Origin of the sequence: Actinosynnema sp. NPDC049800 (assembly GCF_040656635.1) — a bacterium.
Lineage (GTDB): Bacteria > Actinomycetota > Actinomycetes > Mycobacteriales > Pseudonocardiaceae > Actinosynnema.
In genome coordinates this window covers 190622-207046 of the sequence record NZ_JBFAMT010000012.1, presented here as the reverse complement: position 1 = coordinate 207046, position 16425 = coordinate 190622, and the positions used below count along the sequence as shown (strand labels likewise).

The following is a 16425-nucleotide window of genomic DNA, read 5'->3' as shown; positions in this document are numbered from 1 at the left end:
CGGCCCTATCTGCGCCTGGCAGAACCGGGGCTTCCCGGGCCGCCGCCGCGCCCCCCGCCTCACCCGAGGCGGGGGCCGCGGCGCGTCGTCAGACCAGCCAGACCGCGGTGTCCGGCGGCAGCTGGTTGCCGTCCATCGGACCGCTGGCCAGCAGGATCTCCCCGGGCGGCAGCGGCACCGGGCCGCCGGAGGTGTTCAGGGCGCAGATCAGCCCGCCGCCCTTGCGCCGGAACGCGAAGCACCCGGGCGGCGCGCCGTACCACTCCAGCTCGTCGCCGCTGAACGCCGGCTGCGACTTCCGCAGCTCCAGCGCGTGCCGGTAGAACGAGAGCATCGAGTCGGGGTCTTCCAGCTGCGACTCGGCGGTCAGGCCGGCCCACTCGTTCGGCTGCGGCAGCCAGGTGGTCACGCCCTCGGAGAAGCCGAACGGCGGCGTGTCGCCCTCCCACGGCAGCGGGACGCGGCAGCCGTCGCGACCGCGCAGGGTGTGGCCGGACCGCAGCCAGATCGGGTCCTGCAACGCCCACTCCGGCAGCTCCACGTCCGGCAGGCCGAGCTCTTCGCCGTTGTAGAGGTAGACCACGCCGGGCAGCGCCAGTTCCACCAGCGTCATCGCCTTCGCCCGCTGCGCGCCGATCGCGCCGCCGCCGTACCGCGTCACGTGCCGCGGCACGTCGTGGTTGGACAACGTCCAGGTCGGCGGCGCGCCCACGCCGCGCACCGCGCCCAGCCCGTGCTCGATGGCCGAGCGGACGCCGTCCGCGTCGAACGGCGCCTCGAGGAACCGGAAGCTGAACCCGAGGTGCAGCTCGTCGGGCCGCAGGTACCGGGCGTACCGCTCGTCGTCCTTCACCCAGATCTCGCCGACGGCCATCCGGCCCGGGTACTCGTCGATGACCTTGCGGATCATCCGGTGGATCTCGTGCACGCCGTCGTTGTCGAACCGGGGGTCCAGCGCGTTGTCGTGCATCACGCCCGCGCCCAGCTCGACCCGCGGGTCGAGGTTCGGCAAGCCGTAGGGCTTGGCCATGCCGTGGGCGACGTCGATGCGGAACCCGTCCACCCCGCGGTCGAGCCAGAACCGCAGCGTGCGCGCCAGGTCGGCGGCGACCTCGGGGTTGTCCCAGTTCAGGTCGGGCTGCTCGGGCGCGAACAGGTGCAGGTACCACTGCCCGTCGGGCACCCGGGTCCACGCCGGCCCGCCGAACTGGCTGGGCCAGTTGTTCGGCGGCACGGACCCGTCGAACCCGCCGCCGTCGCGGAACACGAACCGGTCCCGCTCGACCGAGCCGGGTCCGGCCCGCAGCGCGGCCTGGAACCAGCCGTGCCGGTCGCTGGTGTGGTTCGGCACGAGGTCGATGGTGACCTTGAGGTTGTGCGCGTGCGCCTCGGTGACCAGCCGGTCGAACGCGGCCAGGTCGCCGAACAGCGGGTCGACGTCACGGGGGTCGGCCACGTCGTAGCCGTGGTCGGCCATGGGCGAGGTGAAGAACGGCGTGAGCCACAGGGCGTCCACGCCGAGCAGTTCGAGGTAGCCGAGCCGGGAGCGGATACCGTCGAGGTCGCCCACGCCGTCACCGTTCGCGTCGGCGAAGGATCGGACGTAGACCTGGTAGAAGACGGCGTCACGCCACCAGGCGGACTCGTCGGCGATCTCTGGTTGTAGATCGGAGGATCGTCGCACGAGGAGTCATCCTGCCATTCGCGACCGACACCACGACCCCGTTCGAGTGATCAAGAATCACACCCAGGCGTTCATCATGCTGTTGGCGGCCATCTCCAGGTACGCCCAGAGCTGCTTGCGGTGTTCGGGGGAGAGCTCGACGGAGTCGACGCCGACCTTGATGCAGCGCAACCAGGCGTCCCGCTCCACGGGACCGATCACGAACGGAGCGTGACGCATCCGCAACCGAGGATGACCGCGGTTGTCGGAATACGTGTGCGGACCGCCCCAGTACTGCATCAGGAACAGCCGGAACCGCTCCTCGGCGGGACCGAGGTCCTCTTCGGGGTACAGCGGGCGCAGGACGGGATCGGCGGCCACTTCCTCGTAGAAGACCGCGACGATCTTGTGGAACGTCTCGTACCCGCCCACTGCTTCGTAGAAGTTCTCCGGCGGAGTGGTCACCCCTCCATCCTGCCTCAGCCACCGACCGGCAGCCGACGCCGACCCCCGCCGCGGGCCTACGCTCGGCGCGGTGGACGAGGTGCGCAACGAGGCGTCCGAGGTGTCGGGCACGGTCGTGCAGGCCGGTGGCGACGTCACGGTGTACGTGGACGGCGACCAGGGCGCCGGGTCCCTCGTGGTGACGGTGGACCGGTCCGCGATCGAGGAGCTGGTGGAGTTCGCCGACGAGCCGGGTCTGTTCCACGCCTGGAGTCGCCGGGTCGGCGTGGTCGTCGAGGCGCGGGGCGCGCGGGCGGTCGTGCTGACGGGGTTGCGGGCGGTGGTCCTGGCCCGGCGGGCGCCCCGGCCGGTCGGCAGGCGGGCGGTGGTCGCCGGAGCCGTGGAGCCCGCCCGGTCCACCGTGGACTTCGACCGCGACCCGCCGCGCTCACCGGGCGCGGGGTTCCCGGTGGCGGTGTCGGCGACCCGGCCGCACGTGCTCGCGCTGGACCTGGTGGTGCGCGAGCACGAGGTCGACTGGCGCCTGGAGCTGGACTGGGTGTCCGACGGCGAGTCCGGGGTGTTCCTCGTCCCCGACGCGGGCCACTTCACCCACCGGCCGCCCGGCGCGACGGCCGGGTTGGCGGGCGAGGTGTCGGTGCTGGTGCCGGGGCGGCCGGAGCCGGTGCCGGTGGGTCCCGGAGCCGTGTCCCCGGAGCGGATCCGGCGGCTCCTGGACCAGGTGATCGAGCACTGGTCGCACGCGCGGGCGTGGTTGCTGTCGACCAACCACTTCGCGATGGCCGGTCACGTCGCCGCGATCGACCCCGGCCGGGTGCGCGAGTGGATGCGGGCATTGCCGGGCATGGGGCAGAAGGAGCTCCTCGAGGTGGCGAGGGCGGTCGCGCCGGCCGATCCCGAACTGACCCGGCTGCTGGTGACCAGGGTCCGGCACGCGCGGGCGGCCCCGTTGCCGAACGAAGCGGTTGAGCTGCTGGCCGAACTGGCGGCGACCATCCGCGTCGTCGACCCCGCGTTGGCGCGGGGTTTGCTGGAAGAGGCCGAGCCCCTCGTGCCGGAGATGTACGGAGGGCCCGGGATGGGGATGGCGATCCTGGCCGCCGCGTGGGGACCGCTGGACCCACGACGGGCTCGGGCGCTGGCGCTGGAGGCGGCCGGGCTGTGGACCGAGGTCCGACCGGCCTTGAGCGTGCGGCCGAGGCGGGAGGTCGATCACCTCGTGCGGGCGTTGGTCTGGTCGGACCCGGAGCAGGCGGTGCGCCTGGCGCGCGATCGCGACCTGCTGGCGCTGCTGGCCGGGCAGCCCGGGATCGACGGCCGGCGACTGGTCACCGAGTCGACCGATCCGCAGCGCAGGGCGTTGCTGCTGGAGGAGGTGGCCGAGCCGGCCGACACCGACTGGTGGGTGGCTCAGGTGCGCGCCGTGACGCCCCTGCTGATGGTGGAACAACGGGTCCGCCTGCTGGCGCGGGTGGCGGCGGTCGTGGCGCCCGGTGCGGCCCGGGAGCTGGTCGCCGAGGCGGAACGCGAACTCGACTCGGTGATCTCCGCCCAGGAGCACTCGCGCGCGTCGGCCGAGGTGGCCTGCGCGGTCGCCCTGCTCGACCCGGACCGGGCGGAACGGCTCGCGCAGGCGATCCGGAGCTCGAAGGACCGGACGACGGTGCTCGTGGCCGTGGCTCACGCCCTGCACCGCAGGCTCGACCCGCGGGGCTTGGCCGAGCGCTCACCCCGACGACCACCCGCACCGGCGCCGTAGCGGTCCCAGCGCCCTGAGCGCCCGCTTGGCGAAGCAGTGGCGGACCGCGCCGATCCGTGGTGAACCCGCCGCGCGCCACCGCATCCTGGGCGCGACATCTCCTGTCACGAGGGAGAACACGACATGGGCGAGGCCAACGAGGCGCTCCACCGCTGGTTCCGGCAAGGAGGGTGGACCCAGCTCGAACTCGCGCGCGCCGTCGGGCGGCTCGGCCGGGCCCGGGGCTACAACGTCGCGCCGGACAGCTCACGGGTGCGGCGGTGGCTGGAGGGCGAACGGCCGCGGCACCCGGTGCCGGAGCTGTTGGCGGCGCTGTTCGCCGAACGGACGGGCAGGCCGTGCACGCCGGCGGACCTCGGCCTGGCCACGGCCTCGCCGACCCGCGATCAGGTCTCGTGGGACCACCGGGGCCTGGTCGCCACGTTGCAGGACTTCACCAGGAGCGATCTGATGATCAAACGCAGGGACGTGCTCGGCGCGACCGCCGCCCTGGCCACGGGCGCGGTCCTGGAAGGGCGCTTGACCGGGTGGCTGGACGCGGACGACGCGGCGCCGACCCCGGCACTGGGGCCGGGCCGCATCGGCACCGCGGAGATCGCCGAGATCGAGGCGGCGACCAGGACGTTCTGGGCCTGGGACGCCAAGCGCGGCGGCGGCCTGTACCGCGAGGCCGTGGTGGGGCAGCTCAAGGCGATGACCGACCTGCTCGACCACACCTACCCCGACGCGATCTCCCGCCGCCTGTTCCGCTCGACCGCCGACCTCGCCAGGCTGGCCGGCTGGATGTCGCACGACGTCGGCCTCCAGGCGACCGCGCAGCAGTACTTCACGCTGGCCCTGCACTGCGCCAAGCGGGCGCGGGACACCGGGCTGGGCGTCGAGGTGCTGTCCCGGATGGCGCGCCAGATGGTGCACGTGGGCAAACCCCGCGAGGCGCTGTCCCTGGTCGCGCTGGCCCGGCGCGGCTCGGGGAGCAGGCTGGGGCCGATGCCGGCGGCCATGCTCGCGACCTGCGAGGCCTGGGCGCACGCCGGCCTCGGTGACGTCCGTGCGGTGGACCGGGCGGTCGGCGTCGCGGAGGCGGACTTCGCGCGCGCCGACCCCTCCGAGACCCCCGCGTGGCTGTCCTACTTCGACCGGGCCGGGCTGGAGGGCATGGCGGCCCTGTCGTACCGGACCGTGGCCGAACACCGACCGGGCGTCGAGCGGAGGGCCGAACCGCACCTCGTCGAGGCGCTGCGCCTGCGCCGCGACTCCTACCAGCGGTCGAACCTGTTCGACGTGATCTCCCTGCTGGGCGTCCGCGTGCTGCAGGGCGAGCACGCCGAGGCGAACCGCCTGGCGGCCGACCTGCTGAGCCCGGCCGGGCGCATCAGCTCGACCAGGACCTTCGACCGGATCAAGGTCGTCCGCGACCGGGCCGTGGCCGACGCCGCCCGCTCGAAGGAGGCGCGGTCGCTGGCCGACACGCTCGCCACGGTGATCGCGGCCTGAGCGGCTGCCGGGTGGTCGGGCAGCAGCACGGCGGCTCCTGCCCGACCACCGTCAGGAGGACTTCAGGGAGATGCCCGCCTCGTCCAGCGCCGGCATCAGCTTGGCTCTCAGGGCGCGCTGGACGGCCCACTGGCGGCCCGGCCGGACCTTCACCGTCACCCGCATGGTGATGCCCTCCGGCGTGACCTTCTCCACGCCGAGCACCTGCGGCTTGTCGATGACGTCCTTGGCCAGGACCTCCTCGCCCGTCGCGTCCTCCACGGCCTTGGTCAGCACCTCGCTGGCCGACGCCAGGTTCGCGCCGTACCCGAGCGGCAGGTCGACGACGGCCACGGCGAAGCCCTGCGAGGAGTTGCCGACCCGCAGGATCTCGCCGTTGCGGACGTACCAGACGGTGCCGTTGGTGTCGCGGATCGTGGTGATCCGCAGCGCGACCGACTCGACCGTGCCGGTCGCGGGGCCTAGGTCGACCACGTCGCCGACGCCGTACTGGTCCTCCAACATCATGAACATGCCGGACAGGAAGTCCTTGACCAGGTTCTGCGCGCCGAAACCGATGGCGACGCCGAGGATGCCCGCCGAGGTCAGGATCGGCGCGGGGTTCATGCCCAGCTCGGTGAGGACCTGGATGAACGCCACCCCGAACACGATGATCGTGACGAACGACTTGAGCACCGAGCCGATGGTCTTGGCCCGCTGCTCGCGCCGCTCGGAGACCAGCGCGCCCAGCGCCTGGGGAGCGCGCTCCCGCAGCGGCTTGAGCAACTTGGGCTTGCGACCCCCGTTGCCCCGGGTCATCCGGTCGATCAGCCGGCGGAGCAGGTAGCGGACCACGACGGCGATGATCAGCGTCAACGCGATCCGCAAGGCGCCCTCGGCGATCTTCGGCCCGTTGACCTCCCACCACGCGACGGCGAAGGCCGCCTCCACGTTGAACACCGGTGACGGCGTCGGCTCCACGTCCAGCACCTGCTCAGTCCTCCACTCTCACAACTCCAGGCCGGTCGCCCAGGCCAAGAAGGTCAACTGGTCCACGGCCAGGCCCACCGATCGGCTCACCGATCGGCCCGCGTGCCCCACCTCGGTCTCGCGGCGGAGCAGCACCGGGTGCTTGGTCGGATCACTCGACGTCGCGTGCTGCAGTGCCGCGCACATCTTCCGGGCGTGGTTGGGGTCCACGCGGCTGTCCGACTCGAAGACCGTGAACAGCACCGAAGGGTACTCAACTCCCGGCCGCACCCGGTGGTACGGGGAGTAGGCCAGCAGCCACGCCAGCTCTTCGGGCACGGCCGCCGAGCCGTACTCCTCCGCCCAGAGCCGCCCCAGCAGGAAGTTCTCGTACCGCACCATGTCCAGCAGTGGCGCTGAGCACACCACCGCCGCGTAGAGCTCCGGCCGCTGCGTCAACGCCGCACCGACGAGCAGCCCGCCGTTCGACCCACCCGTGATCGACAACTGCCCCGGCGTGGTCCACCCGTCGCGGATCAACCGCTCGGCCGCCGCGTGGAAGTCGTCGAACACGTTCTGCTTGCGCTCCCGCATCCCCGCCCGGTGCCATTCCTCACCCTCCTCGTCGCCGCCGCGCAACGACGCGTGCGCCCACACGCCGCCCGCCTCGACCCACGCCAACGTGGTCGCGCTGTACCCCGGCCCGCGACCCACCGCGAACCCGCCGTACCCGGTCAGCAACGCCGGCCGGGGCAGGTCCGGGTGCTGCTTGCCGGACACCACGAACATTCGCACGACCGTGCCGTCCGCCGACGTGTACGAGACCTGTTGTGTGGACAACTCCGGCAGGGACACCGTTCCGGGCGCCGCCGCCTCCAGCTCCGTCCGGCCGGTCGACAGCGAGTACCGGTACACCGACAAGGGCGTGATGAAGTCGGACCACCCGAACCACAGCACGTCCCGGTCCGCAACGGTCAGCTCGTCGACTGTGGACAACCCGTGCAACGACCCCGTGCCGGGCAGCGGGACCTCCCGCAGGTGCTCGCCGGTCGCGGGGGAGTGCAGGTGCAGTTCCGACACCGCGTGCCGGGTCCGCAGCAGCACCAGCGACCCGTCCAGCCACGTCACCGCGTCCAGCACCGAGTCCGGCTGCTCGCCGACCAGCTCGGTCCACTCGGTCGGGGCCGCCGGGTCGGCCACGCACACCCGGAACCGGGGCGCGTCCCGGCTGGTCCGCAGGTAGAGCCGCCCGTCCGGGGCGACCCACGCCGAGCACTGCACGTCGTCGGAGTCGCGCACGACCGGCGTCAGCTCGCCCGAGCCGTGCAGGTCGGCGATCCACACCGAGTCGCGCCGCACGGTGCCGGGCGCGCCGTTCACCACCAGCCACCGGCCGTCCTCCGACAGCGACAGCCCGTAGTAGTAGGTGTGGTCCAGTCCGTCGCCGTGCACGTTCACGTCGTCGGACGCGGGCGTGCCCACCCGGTGCCGCCACACCCGCCGGTGGAACTGCCGCTCGTCCTCGGGCACCAGCGCGGGGTCGATCCGCCGCACGTAGAAGAACTCCTCGCCACCGGGCAGCCAGCCGACCGGCGAGTACCGGCACCGGTCGATCGGACCGTCCAGCAGCTCGCCCGTGTCGACGTCCACGACGTGCAGCAACGAGTGCTCGTCACCGCCCACGGACACCTGGTAGGCCAGCCGCGTGCCCTCGCGGGACGGCGACCACTGGTCGAGGGTCGTCCGCCCGGACGGGTCCAGCCGCGACACGTCCAGCAGCACCCGCTCCACGCCGTCCACCCGCACGTACAGCACCGGGTGGTCCTCGTCCGGCCCGCGGCGCGTGTAGAACGCCCGCCCGGCCCGCCACACCGGCGTGCCGACGGAACCGGTCCGCATCAGCTCACCCAATCGGGCGGCGAGCGCGTCCCGGCCGGGCATCGCGTCCAGCCACGACCGCGCCACCCCGTCCTGCTCATCCGACCACGCGGCCGTTCGGGGGTCCGCAGGGTCTTCGAGCCAGCGGTACGGGTCGGGGACCGCGTGTCCGTGCAGGTCGTCGACGAGGTCGAGCCGCGGTGCGGCGGGGTAGGTGATCGTCGCAGGCAGCGCTGCGCGGGAGGCTTCGGTCACCTCGCCGAGCGTAGCCCGCGTGATGAAAACCATGTCCGATAGGGGGCCGTTCACCCAAGTTTCGGCCTCGGCTTCGTGACACGTCACATATCACAGGTGATTTTTGGGGTCGATCTGTGGTCTGCTAGGCCTGAACCGGTGGAGGTGGTCGCGTGCCAGACCGACAACCCACCCCGATCGGCGCCCTGGTGAACGCCGGGATCGCGTCGTCGGTGCCGTCCGGCCAAAAACAGCTCGCGCTGAACACCGTGCACACTGTGGCCGACGGCCAGGGGGCCGGTCCGGCGCCCGTGGTGTTGCCCTGGGGAAGACGCAAGGTCCTGCTGCTCAACGCCACGTTCGAACCGCTCACCGCGTTGCCCCTGCGGCGCGCGGTGGTCCTCGTCGTGTGCGGGAAGGCCGAGGTCGTGCACGGTGACCCCGCCGGGGCCGTCGTCCACTCCTCGACGTCCGAGGTGGTCGTCCCGTCGGTGATCCGGCTGGCGAACTACGTGCGCGTGCCCTACCGGGGCCGGGTCCCGCTCACGCGGGCCGGGCTGATGCACCGGGACCGGTACCGCTGCGCGTACTGCGGCGGACGCGCGGAGACGATCGACCACGTGGTGCCGCGCAGCCGGGGCGGCCCCCACTCGTGGACCAACTGCGTCGCCTGCTGCGCGAAGTGCAACCACCGCAAGGCCGACAAGCTCCTCTCGGAGCTCGGCTGGCGCCTGCGCGTGGTGCCCAACGCGCCCCGCGGGCCGCACTGGCGGCTGCTGGCCGGCGTCACCGAGGCCGACCCGCTGTGGCTGCCCTACCTCGGCGAGCCCGCGGCTTAGCGCCCGCTCCTCCTCACGCCGCCAGGACGTAGTCCCGGGGGTCGTCCGTGATGCGCACGGAGTCGTCGGTGATGCGCACGGAGTCGTCCGTGATGCGCACTGAGTCGTCGGTGATGCGCACCGATCCCGAGGTGATCCGGACCGAGCCCGCCATCGTGATGCGCACGGAGTCCGCGTCCGACCCGGTGATCCGGACGGAATCGGACTCCGACGCCGTGATCCGGACGGAGTCGTCCGTGGCCGAGGTGATGCGGACGGAGCCCTGAGAGGTGATCCGAACGGAGTCGTCGGAGGTGATGCGCACCGACTCGGCGAGCGTGGCCTGAGGCTGAACAGTGGTAACGCTCTGCTCCGATTGGGTGTACGACGAAAGGGTGAGGGCGGCGACCAGAACAAGGTTCATGGTGTACATGTCGTGTCCTCCGAGACTCATCGGGCGGGTATTGGTCTCCGGAATCGGATGCGCAAGACCCGTACAGGTGAAAAGCTAGAAGCCGAGTGGGCCCAGGACAAGACGCCAAACCGGCCGCCATTCGCCTCCGTCCGGGGGAAGGCCGACCGGGTGTACGGACTGCGACGATCGAGCACCGGAGCTGGTACATCCGGCACCGATGGACACCGAGCGTGACGTCGTCGCAGGTAGGACGTCAGGCAGCTCACAGGGCGCTATGCCACGTGCCAGGGCCCATCCCCGTGACGGTCACGTGCGCGCGGCCCCGGTCGGCGTCCCACCACGTGGTCACCGCCGTACGCGTGATCGCCGGGCACGCCCGCGGGGCCGCGTTCACAGTTGGAAGGGGCCGCCGGAGACCCCGCGCACACCGCCCGACCCACACCAGTGCGGAAACGGGTGCCCTCACCCCGACCTGACCTGGACGATCGGTTACCGTAACCGGCGTGACCATCGTGGAGACCGTGCTCGTCTTCGCGCTGATCCCGCTGGCCATCTACGGCGTGATCACGCTACTGACGCTGAGGCCGAAGGCCACCCGCATTCAGCGGTACCGCCCGGGCCAGGAGTGGAACTACGCCCCCGTCTGGTGGACGGCGAACCCCGCGGGCCTGCCCGGCGGCGCGCACCAGGCCGTCACGGCGCCGGCCGAGGGCCGCACCGCAAAGGGAGGTGCCCGTGGCAACTGGTGAGCTGACGAGGGTGGACGTCGACCCGTCGACGCTGGAGGTCGGCGCGGTCGTGACCAACAGCGGCCGGGTGTCCGCCGCGAAGATGTACGAGCCGCACGCGCCGGGCCTGCCGTTCACGCCGGTGCAGCTGTCGAGCCTGGACGAGGCGCTGACGCTGGCCAGCCGCACCACCGGGTTGGACTTCAGCGTCTACCTCGGCGAGCTGGGCGCGGACCCGCGGGCGAAGGCCGAGGAGTTGCACGCCGCCACCGTGCGACCCACGCACGCCGTGCTGGTCGCCGTGTCGCCCGGTGAACGCCGGGTGGAGGTGGTGACGGGCGAGGAGTCCAACCGCCGCATCGCCGACCGCGGCGCGAAGCTCGCGGTGATGAGCATGGTCGCGTCCTTCAAGGAGGGCGACCTGTCCGGCGGCCTGGTGAGCGGCCTGCGGATGCTGACCGACCAGGCGGGCACGGCTCCCAAGCACGTCTGACGACCCCCGAACGACGAAGTGAAGGCCCCGGCGCACACCCGCCGGGGCCTTCGCGTTCACCGGGCCTTGAGCGCGTCCACGAACGCCTTCAGCCGTGCCGGGCTGACACCCAGCACGACCGACGGGTTCTTGCTGTCCCGCACCGCGCCGAGGTGGTTCGCCACCTCCACGCAGGAGCCATCGCTGACACTCCTGTTGGACTTCTTCCAGCGCACGGTCATGCGACTCCCGTCGTCCGTTGCACCTCCTTCGCGATGAGTTCGAACGACTGCTCCGTGCTCATCGCGACCTCCAGCAACCTTGGCACGCACGCCTCGAAGCCGGCTACTGCCTCAGCCTCCTGCACGAAGACCGAGCTGACGTGGTTCTCCAGGTGCGCGAACGACGTGCCCTCGCACTTCAGCACCGTGAAGGCACCGTCGAGACCCGGATGCCAGCCGGTGGCGGTCGGCACGACCCTGAGGTCGACGTTCTCGTGCGCGCTCATCATCAGCAGGTGGTCGAACTGCTCGGTCATGACCTCCCGGCTGCCGAACGTCTGGCTGAGCACGGCCTCGCCGATCAGAACGGTGTAGCGGACGGGGTTGCGGCGGGTGAGGATGTCGCGCCGCCCCATCCGGACGGCGACGCGGGTGGCGATCTCCCCGTCGGGGATGCGGGCGGCTTCCATGATCGCGCGGGTGTAGGCGCTGACCTGCAGCAGGCCGGGGATGATCAGCGGTGACCAGCTGACGATCTCCTTGGCCATCTGCTCAACCTCCACGAGCGCGGCGATCTGGGAGCGCAGTTCGGGCATGTCGATCATCGCGAGGGGTGATCCACTCGGATCTTCGGTCATCGCCAGGATTTCTTCGCGATCCCGATCGGTGATGTCGAGCGGCTCGAGGATGCGGATGACCTCGGAGCGGGTCGGGACGCGCTGGCCGCTTTCGTTGCGCGAGAGCAACGAATGTACGACGCCAATCTTCCTCGCGAGTGCGCGTTGACTGAGGTTATTGGCCTCGCGGACGTTGCGCAAACGCGCGCCCAAAGCGATGGATTTCGAGGTGTTGCGGTTCATGGAAATGCATCTTAAAGCGGGACCAGTGGTCAAGTCTCTCGCTCGAAAAGGGGATTGACCAGGTGTTGCGGGCCGGACAAGGTGTTGTGCACCAGAGCTTCCGACCAGCCCGCACACTGGTCGGACATGCGCGGCGAGTGGTGCAGCGCGCGACGGGACTTCGCAGCACACACCACTCGCCGCGCCCTTTGCAGACGTGCGTCAAGGGGGTTTCATGGAGTCCGAAGAAAGGCCGTCCGCGCGGCTGAGCACGGCCCGCAGTCGGGAATTGGGCGAGGAATTGCGCCGCGTCCGGCACCGGGCCCGGATGTCGTCGGCATTCGTCGCCGACGCGCTCGGCTGGTCGTTGGGCAAGCTGTCGAAACTCGAAACCGGCACGCGCGGCACGAGTCCGTGGGAGATCGGGACGCTGCTGGGCCGGTGTGGCGCGGACAAGGCGACCCGCGACCGGGTCCTGGCGATCGCCAGCGAGGTCGACGCGGGCAACTTCCTGCGCCGGCACGACCCGTGGCCGGACACGCTCACGGCGCTGTCCGTGCACGAGCACGTGGCCCGCACGGTGACGACATACGAGCCGCTGGTCGTGCCGAGCCTGGCGCAGACCGAGGACTACGCGTACGCCTTGACCAAGGACCGGGACCTGACGGAGGCGCGCATGTCGCGGCAGGACGCGTTGCGCAGGCCGGGCGGGCCGGAGACGGTGATCTACATCCACGAGGCGGCGTTGCGGATCGTGGTCGGCGACGCGAGGGTCATGCGCGACCAGATGCTGCGCCTGACGTTGATGTGCGGCTGGTCGCGCATCAGCCCGCGGATCATCCCGATGAGCGCGCCGTCGCACACCTACCTGCGCCACTCCGGGACCCTGCTGACGTTCTCGTCGCCGGTCAAGCCGCTGGCCTACGCGGAGACCGAGACGGCGACCGTGTTCCACGACGACCCGACCGCGATCGACGCCTACGAGGCCAAGATGCGCCAGCTGGAGCGCGTGGTCCTGAGCCCGGCCCACTCACGCGACGTGTTCGCCCGCTGGGCCGACGCCTACGACCGCGACCACCGCTCCGCGCCGGACGCGAAACGGAGCAGCGCCTGAAGCGCTGCCCCGTTCACCTCGAAGCCGTCACCAGGTCCGAAGCCATCACCACGCACGCAGCGGCACCGCCCAGTTCACAGGTCGAGCACGATGCGAAGAGCGGTATCCACCTCGTTCATCTCGTGCAGGGACAACCTTCCGGCTCGATCACCCAAGCGTTGGGGGTCGATGGCCGTTGTCTGTTCTACGAGCACTCGAGTGGGCTGCCCGTTCAGTTCGATCTCAGGGCGGAACGACGCCGGTCGAGCCGAGGTGGAGGTCGGCGCGACGAGCCACGTGCTCAACGGGAGCGCGTTCGACTGGACGACGACCGCGTAGCGACTGCCTTGCTGCTCGTGCCCGGTAGCGTTGCGCGGCGCCCGAAGGCGGTAGACCTCACCACGCACGCAGTGGCTCCAAGTCGGCGAGTACGGCCCTTGCTTCCGCCACGTCCTCGGGGTCGGCTGCCAACGCGAGCGCTTCCTCGCGCAATGCCTCGGCTTGCTGCACCTTCGCGGCCAGGAGCAGGGCCTCGCGGATCGCGGCTGAAGCGCTGCGGCCATCGGCCGTCAATCTCTCCAGTGCCCGTTCCGTCTCGGTGTCCGGGCGAAAAGTGATGGTGCCCATGTGGGGAGTGTACTACGACTTGTGTGACGTGCGGTGACACGACCGGGTGCACCGCACGTCACACGTCGAACCTCAGGACCGGTCGAACTCCTGGGCCGCCAGGGCGCGCACGATGCCCGCACGGCCCTCCGACACCAGTCGGCGCAGGGCCGGCGGGCGTTCTTCGGCCAGCCACTCGTCGGCCGCCGTGACCGTCTCCTTCGAGATCGACCACGACGGGAACAGGCCGACGACCATGGACTGCGCCCGCTCGCTCGACCGGCGCTCCCACACGTCGGCCACGTCGGCGAAGTACCGCGCGACGAACGGCTGGAGCAGCGCCTTCTGGCCGGGGTGCTGGATGCCCGCGATGATCGCCTCCGACACCGCGTTCGGCAGCTCGTCGTCGTTCACCGCGCGGTCCCACGCCTCGGTCTTCGCCTCGATCGTCGGCCGCAGCGCGCGGGCCGACTCGGCCTTGCGGCGACCGGTGGCGGTGGGGTCGCGCTCCTCCTCGGCCCGGATCTCGTCCAGCCCGGCGGCGCCGTGCGCGACCAGCGCGTGCAGCAGCCGCCACCGCAGGTCGGTGTCCACGTCGAGGCCGTCGAGCACGTCCGTGCCGTCCAGCCAGCCGCGCACGACCTCCTGCGTCGCGGAGTCGAGCACGGACCCGGCCAGGGAGTTGACGAACGCCAGCTGGTGGTCCGAACCGGGCTCGGCGGCACGGGCCAGCTCCAGGACCCGCGTGGTGAACCGCCGCCAGCCCTCGTCGCGCCACGACACGTCCGCGTACGACGACAGCGCCGTCTGCGCCTGCAGCAGCAGCCGCTGCACGACGCCGACCTCGGTCTCCGCGTGCAGGCCGCCGAGCACCAGGTTCACGAAGTCGCGCGCCTTCAGCTCGGCCTCACGCGTCATCTCCCACGCCGCCGACCAGCACAGCGTGCGCGGCAGCGGCTCGGCGATGTCGGCGATGTGGTCGATCAGCGACGCCAGCGAGTCGGCGTCCAGGCGCATCGTGCAGTAGGTGAGGTCGTCGTCGTTGACCAGCACCAGCTTGCCGCGCGGCACGCCGACCAGCTCGGGGACCTCGGTCCGCTCGCCGGACACGTCCAGCTCCACCCGGTGCGTGCGCACGAGCTTGCCGTCGGCGTCCGCGTCGTACACGCCGATCGCCAACCGGTGCGTGCGCAGCTCGCCCGCGCCCGGCCGCGCGCCGCCCTGGAGCACGGCGAACTCGGTGAACCTGCCCTGGGAGTCGACCGAGTACTTGGGTCGCAGCAGGTTCAGGCCGGTGGTCTCCAGCCACTGCGCGCTCCACCACGACAGGTCGCGGCCGGACGCCTCTTCGAGCGCGTTGAGCAGGTCGGCCAGCGTCGCGTTGCCCCAGGCGTGCTTGCCGAAGTACACCCGCAGGCCGGACAGGAAGTTCTCCAGGCCGACGTAGGCCACCAGCTGCTTGAGCACCGAGGCGCCCTTGGCGTAGGTGATGCCGTCGAAGTTGACCTCGACCGCCTGCAGGTCCGGGATGTCGGCGGCCACGGGGTGCGTGGACGGCAGCTGGTCCTGCCGGTAGGCCCACGACTTCTCGATCTTGGCGAACGTCGTCCACGCCTGCCGGTACTCGGTCGCCTCGGCCTGCGCCAGCACCGACGCCCAGGTGGCGAACGACTCGTTCAGCCACAGGTCGTCCCACCAGCGCATGGTCACCAGGTCGCCGAACCACATGTGCGCCATCTCGTGCAGCACGGTCTCGGCACGGCGTTCGTACAGGTAGCGGGTGACGCGGCTGCGGAAGACGTAGTCCTCCAGGAACGTGACGCAGCCCGCGTTCTCCATCGCGCCCGCGTTGAACTCGGGCACGAAGCACTGGTCGTACTTGCCGAACGGGTACGTGACCCCGAACGCCTTGTGGAAGAAGCCGAAACCCTGCTTGGTCTCGGTGAACAGCCGCTCGGCGTCCATGTGCGGCGCGAGCGACGCGCGGCAGTAGATGCCGAGCGGGATCGTGGTGTCGCCGTCCTGGAACTCGTCGCGCCACTCGGCGTAAGGACCGGCGACCAGCGCGACCAAGTACGTCGACATGGGCTTGGTGGTGGCGAAGACGTGCACGTCCGCGCCGCCCGAACCGTCCACAGTGGACTCGATCGCCGCGTTGGAGACGACCTTCCAGTGGTGCGGCGCGGTCACCGTGAGCTGGTAGACCGACTTCAGGTCGGGCTGGTCGAAGCAGGCGAACATGCGCTTGGCGTCCGCCGTCTCGAACTGCGAGTACAGGTACACCTCGCCGTCGACCGGGTCGACGAACCGGTGCAGGCCCTCGCCGGTGTTCATGTACCGGCAGTCGGCCTCGACCGTCAGCTCGTTGACCTCGGCCAGGTCGGGCAGGTGGATGCCGTCTTCCTCGCGGTAGGAGGAGACGTCCAGCTCGTGCCCGTTGAGCACGGCGCGGTGGACATTGGCGGCCACGACGTCGACCCACGAGGACGCGCCGGGCGTCTGGCTGCGGAAGGCAACCGTCGTGGTCGAGCGGAACGTGTCCGAGCCGGGCTTTCCGCCACCGTCGGTCAGGTCCAGCTCGATCCGGTAGGAATCGACCTCCAGCAGCGAGGCCCGCTGCTGCGCCTGGTCGCGGGTGAGGTTGGGTGCCGCCACTGGTCACCTCGTCTGCCGCCGCCACGGGACCTCGGCGTCGGCGTCGTCGGAACGGGTATGGGTGTCGAGTCGGTGAACACGACAGTCGCATCCAATCACGTGGGACCCCCGGAAGTGGACTGGCGTCCGAGGGAAGA

General features: G+C 71.1%; 16 protein-coding genes. 6 read left to right on the top strand and 10 right to left on the bottom strand.

The window, feature by feature from the left end; genetic code table 11:
* Positions 1 to 88: 88 nt before the first annotated feature.
* Entirely contained in the window at positions 89 to 1684 is a 1596-nt protein-coding gene (locus AB0I91_RS17695; protein WP_499617984.1) for a glycoside hydrolase family 13 protein, read from the bottom strand.
* Positions 1685 to 1741: 57 nt separating this feature from the next.
* Complete coding sequence (locus tag AB0I91_RS17690) at positions 1742 to 2128, bottom strand: globin (protein ID WP_498786564.1); 387 nt, start codon at positions 2126 to 2128, stop codon at positions 1742 to 1744.
* A 70-nt stretch (positions 2129 to 2198) separates the two neighbouring features.
* Here AB0I91_RS17690 and AB0I91_RS17685 point away from each other — a divergent pair, with 70 nt between their 5' ends.
* Both AB0I91_RS17685 and AB0I91_RS17680 read left to right on the top strand, forming a co-directional pair.
* Positions 2199 to 3887: a hypothetical protein gene (locus tag AB0I91_RS17685; protein WP_499637527.1), complete on the top strand. Its 1689-nt coding sequence runs from the start codon at positions 2199 to 2201 to the stop codon at positions 3885 to 3887.
* A 123-nt stretch (positions 3888 to 4010) separates the two neighbouring features.
* Positions 4011 to 5381: an NsdA family TPR-like regulatory protein gene (locus tag AB0I91_RS17680; protein ID WP_499637524.1), complete on the top strand. Its 1371-nt coding sequence runs from the start codon at positions 4011 to 4013 to the stop codon at positions 5379 to 5381.
* Between the two features lie 51 nt (positions 5382 to 5432).
* Here AB0I91_RS17680 and AB0I91_RS17675 read toward each other — a convergent pair whose 3' ends face one another.
* Both AB0I91_RS17675 and AB0I91_RS17670 read right to left on the bottom strand, forming a co-directional pair.
* Positions 5433 to 6347: a mechanosensitive ion channel family protein gene (locus AB0I91_RS17675; protein WP_498786591.1), complete on the bottom strand. Its 915-nt coding sequence runs from the start codon at positions 6345 to 6347 to the stop codon at positions 5433 to 5435.
* Positions 6348 to 6368: 21 nt separating this feature from the next.
* Positions 6369 to 8462, bottom strand: a complete 2094-nt coding sequence (locus tag AB0I91_RS17670; protein ID WP_499637521.1) for a prolyl oligopeptidase family serine peptidase — start codon at positions 8460 to 8462, stop codon at positions 6369 to 6371.
* Positions 8463 to 8614: 152 nt separating this feature from the next.
* On the opposite strand from AB0I91_RS17670, the gene AB0I91_RS17665 reads away from it, so the two are divergent.
* The gene (locus AB0I91_RS17665) at positions 8615 to 9280 is read left to right on the top strand and encodes an HNH endonuclease (RefSeq protein WP_230565909.1); all 666 of its coding nucleotides are present in this window, start codon (positions 8615 to 8617) and stop codon (positions 9278 to 9280) included.
* A gap of 13 nt (positions 9281 to 9293) precedes the next feature.
* Here AB0I91_RS17665 and AB0I91_RS17660 read toward each other — a convergent pair whose 3' ends face one another.
* Positions 9294 to 9692 (bottom strand): hypothetical protein, encoded by a 399-nt coding sequence (locus AB0I91_RS17660; protein WP_498786572.1) that lies wholly within the window; start codon positions 9690 to 9692, stop codon positions 9294 to 9296.
* Positions 9693 to 10177: 485 nt separating this feature from the next.
* On the opposite strand from AB0I91_RS17660, the gene ctaJ reads away from it, so the two are divergent.
* Positions 10178 to 10423, top strand: a complete 246-nt coding sequence (gene ctaJ, locus AB0I91_RS17655; protein ID WP_106615147.1) for an aa3-type cytochrome oxidase subunit CtaJ — start codon at positions 10178 to 10180, stop codon at positions 10421 to 10423.
* Positions 10410 to 10895, top strand: coding sequence for a DUF5130 family protein (locus AB0I91_RS17650; protein WP_498786574.1), 486 nt, complete (start codon positions 10410 to 10412; stop codon positions 10893 to 10895). The genes ctaJ and AB0I91_RS17650 overlap by 14 nt, the downstream gene beginning before the upstream one ends.
* Before the next feature lie 56 nt (positions 10896 to 10951).
* Here AB0I91_RS17650 and AB0I91_RS17645 read toward each other — a convergent pair whose 3' ends face one another.
* Together AB0I91_RS17645 and AB0I91_RS17640 are read right to left on the bottom strand one after the other, a co-directional pair.
* Positions 10952 to 11116, bottom strand: a complete 165-nt coding sequence (locus AB0I91_RS17645) for a DUF397 domain-containing protein (protein WP_498786576.1) — start codon at positions 11114 to 11116, stop codon at positions 10952 to 10954.
* Positions 11113 to 11955, bottom strand: a complete 843-nt coding sequence (locus AB0I91_RS17640; protein WP_498786578.1) for a helix-turn-helix domain-containing protein — start codon at positions 11953 to 11955, stop codon at positions 11113 to 11115. The genes AB0I91_RS17645 and AB0I91_RS17640 overlap by 4 nt, the downstream gene beginning before the upstream one ends.
* 214 nt (positions 11956 to 12169) lie before the next feature.
* On the opposite strand from AB0I91_RS17640, the gene AB0I91_RS17635 reads away from it, so the two are divergent.
* The gene (locus AB0I91_RS17635; RefSeq protein WP_498786579.1) at positions 12170 to 13048 is read left to right on the top strand and encodes a helix-turn-helix domain-containing protein; all 879 of its coding nucleotides are present in this window, start codon (positions 12170 to 12172) and stop codon (positions 13046 to 13048) included.
* Between the two features lie 74 nt (positions 13049 to 13122).
* Here the strand turns inward: AB0I91_RS17635 and AB0I91_RS17630 are convergent, their stop codons facing one another.
* The 3 genes from AB0I91_RS17630 to pepN all read right to left on the bottom strand — a co-directional run bounded on the left by AB0I91_RS17630 (position 13123) and on the right by pepN (position 16288).
* The gene (locus tag AB0I91_RS17630; RefSeq protein WP_498786581.1) at positions 13123 to 13434 is read right to left on the bottom strand and encodes a type II toxin-antitoxin system PemK/MazF family toxin; all 312 of its coding nucleotides are present in this window, start codon (positions 13432 to 13434) and stop codon (positions 13123 to 13125) included.
* Entirely contained in the window at positions 13424 to 13654 is a 231-nt protein-coding gene (locus tag AB0I91_RS17625; RefSeq protein ID WP_498786583.1) for a hypothetical protein, read from the bottom strand. Before AB0I91_RS17625 ends, AB0I91_RS17630 begins: the two co-directional genes overlap by 11 nt.
* Positions 13655 to 13726: 72 nt before the next feature.
* A complete protein-coding gene (gene pepN, locus AB0I91_RS17620; protein WP_498786585.1) occupies positions 13727 to 16288 on the bottom strand; it encodes an aminopeptidase N in 2562 nt (853 codons plus the stop codon).
* Between the last annotated feature and the right edge of the window lie 137 nt (positions 16289 to 16425).

Coding starts and splice junctions, on each gene's coding strand:
- AB0I91_RS17645 (WP_498786576.1), bottom strand. CDS start 11,116: ATGACCGTGCGCTGGAAGAAGTCCAACAGGAGTGTCAGCGATGGCTCC.
- AB0I91_RS17635 (WP_498786579.1), top strand. CDS start 12,170: ATGGAGTCCGAAGAAAGGCCGTCCGCGCGGCTGAGCACGGCCCGCAGT.
- AB0I91_RS17640 (WP_498786578.1), bottom strand. CDS start 11,955: ATGAACCGCAACACCTCGAAATCCATCGCTTTGGGCGCGCGTTTGCGC.
- AB0I91_RS17680 (WP_499637524.1), top strand. CDS start 4,011: ATGGGCGAGGCCAACGAGGCGCTCCACCGCTGGTTCCGGCAAGGAGGG.
- AB0I91_RS17660 (WP_498786572.1), bottom strand. CDS start 9,692: ATGTACACCATGAACCTTGTTCTGGTCGCCGCCCTCACCCTTTCGTCG.
- AB0I91_RS17625 (WP_498786583.1), bottom strand. CDS start 13,654: ATGGGCACCATCACTTTTCGCCCGGACACCGAGACGGAACGGGCACTG.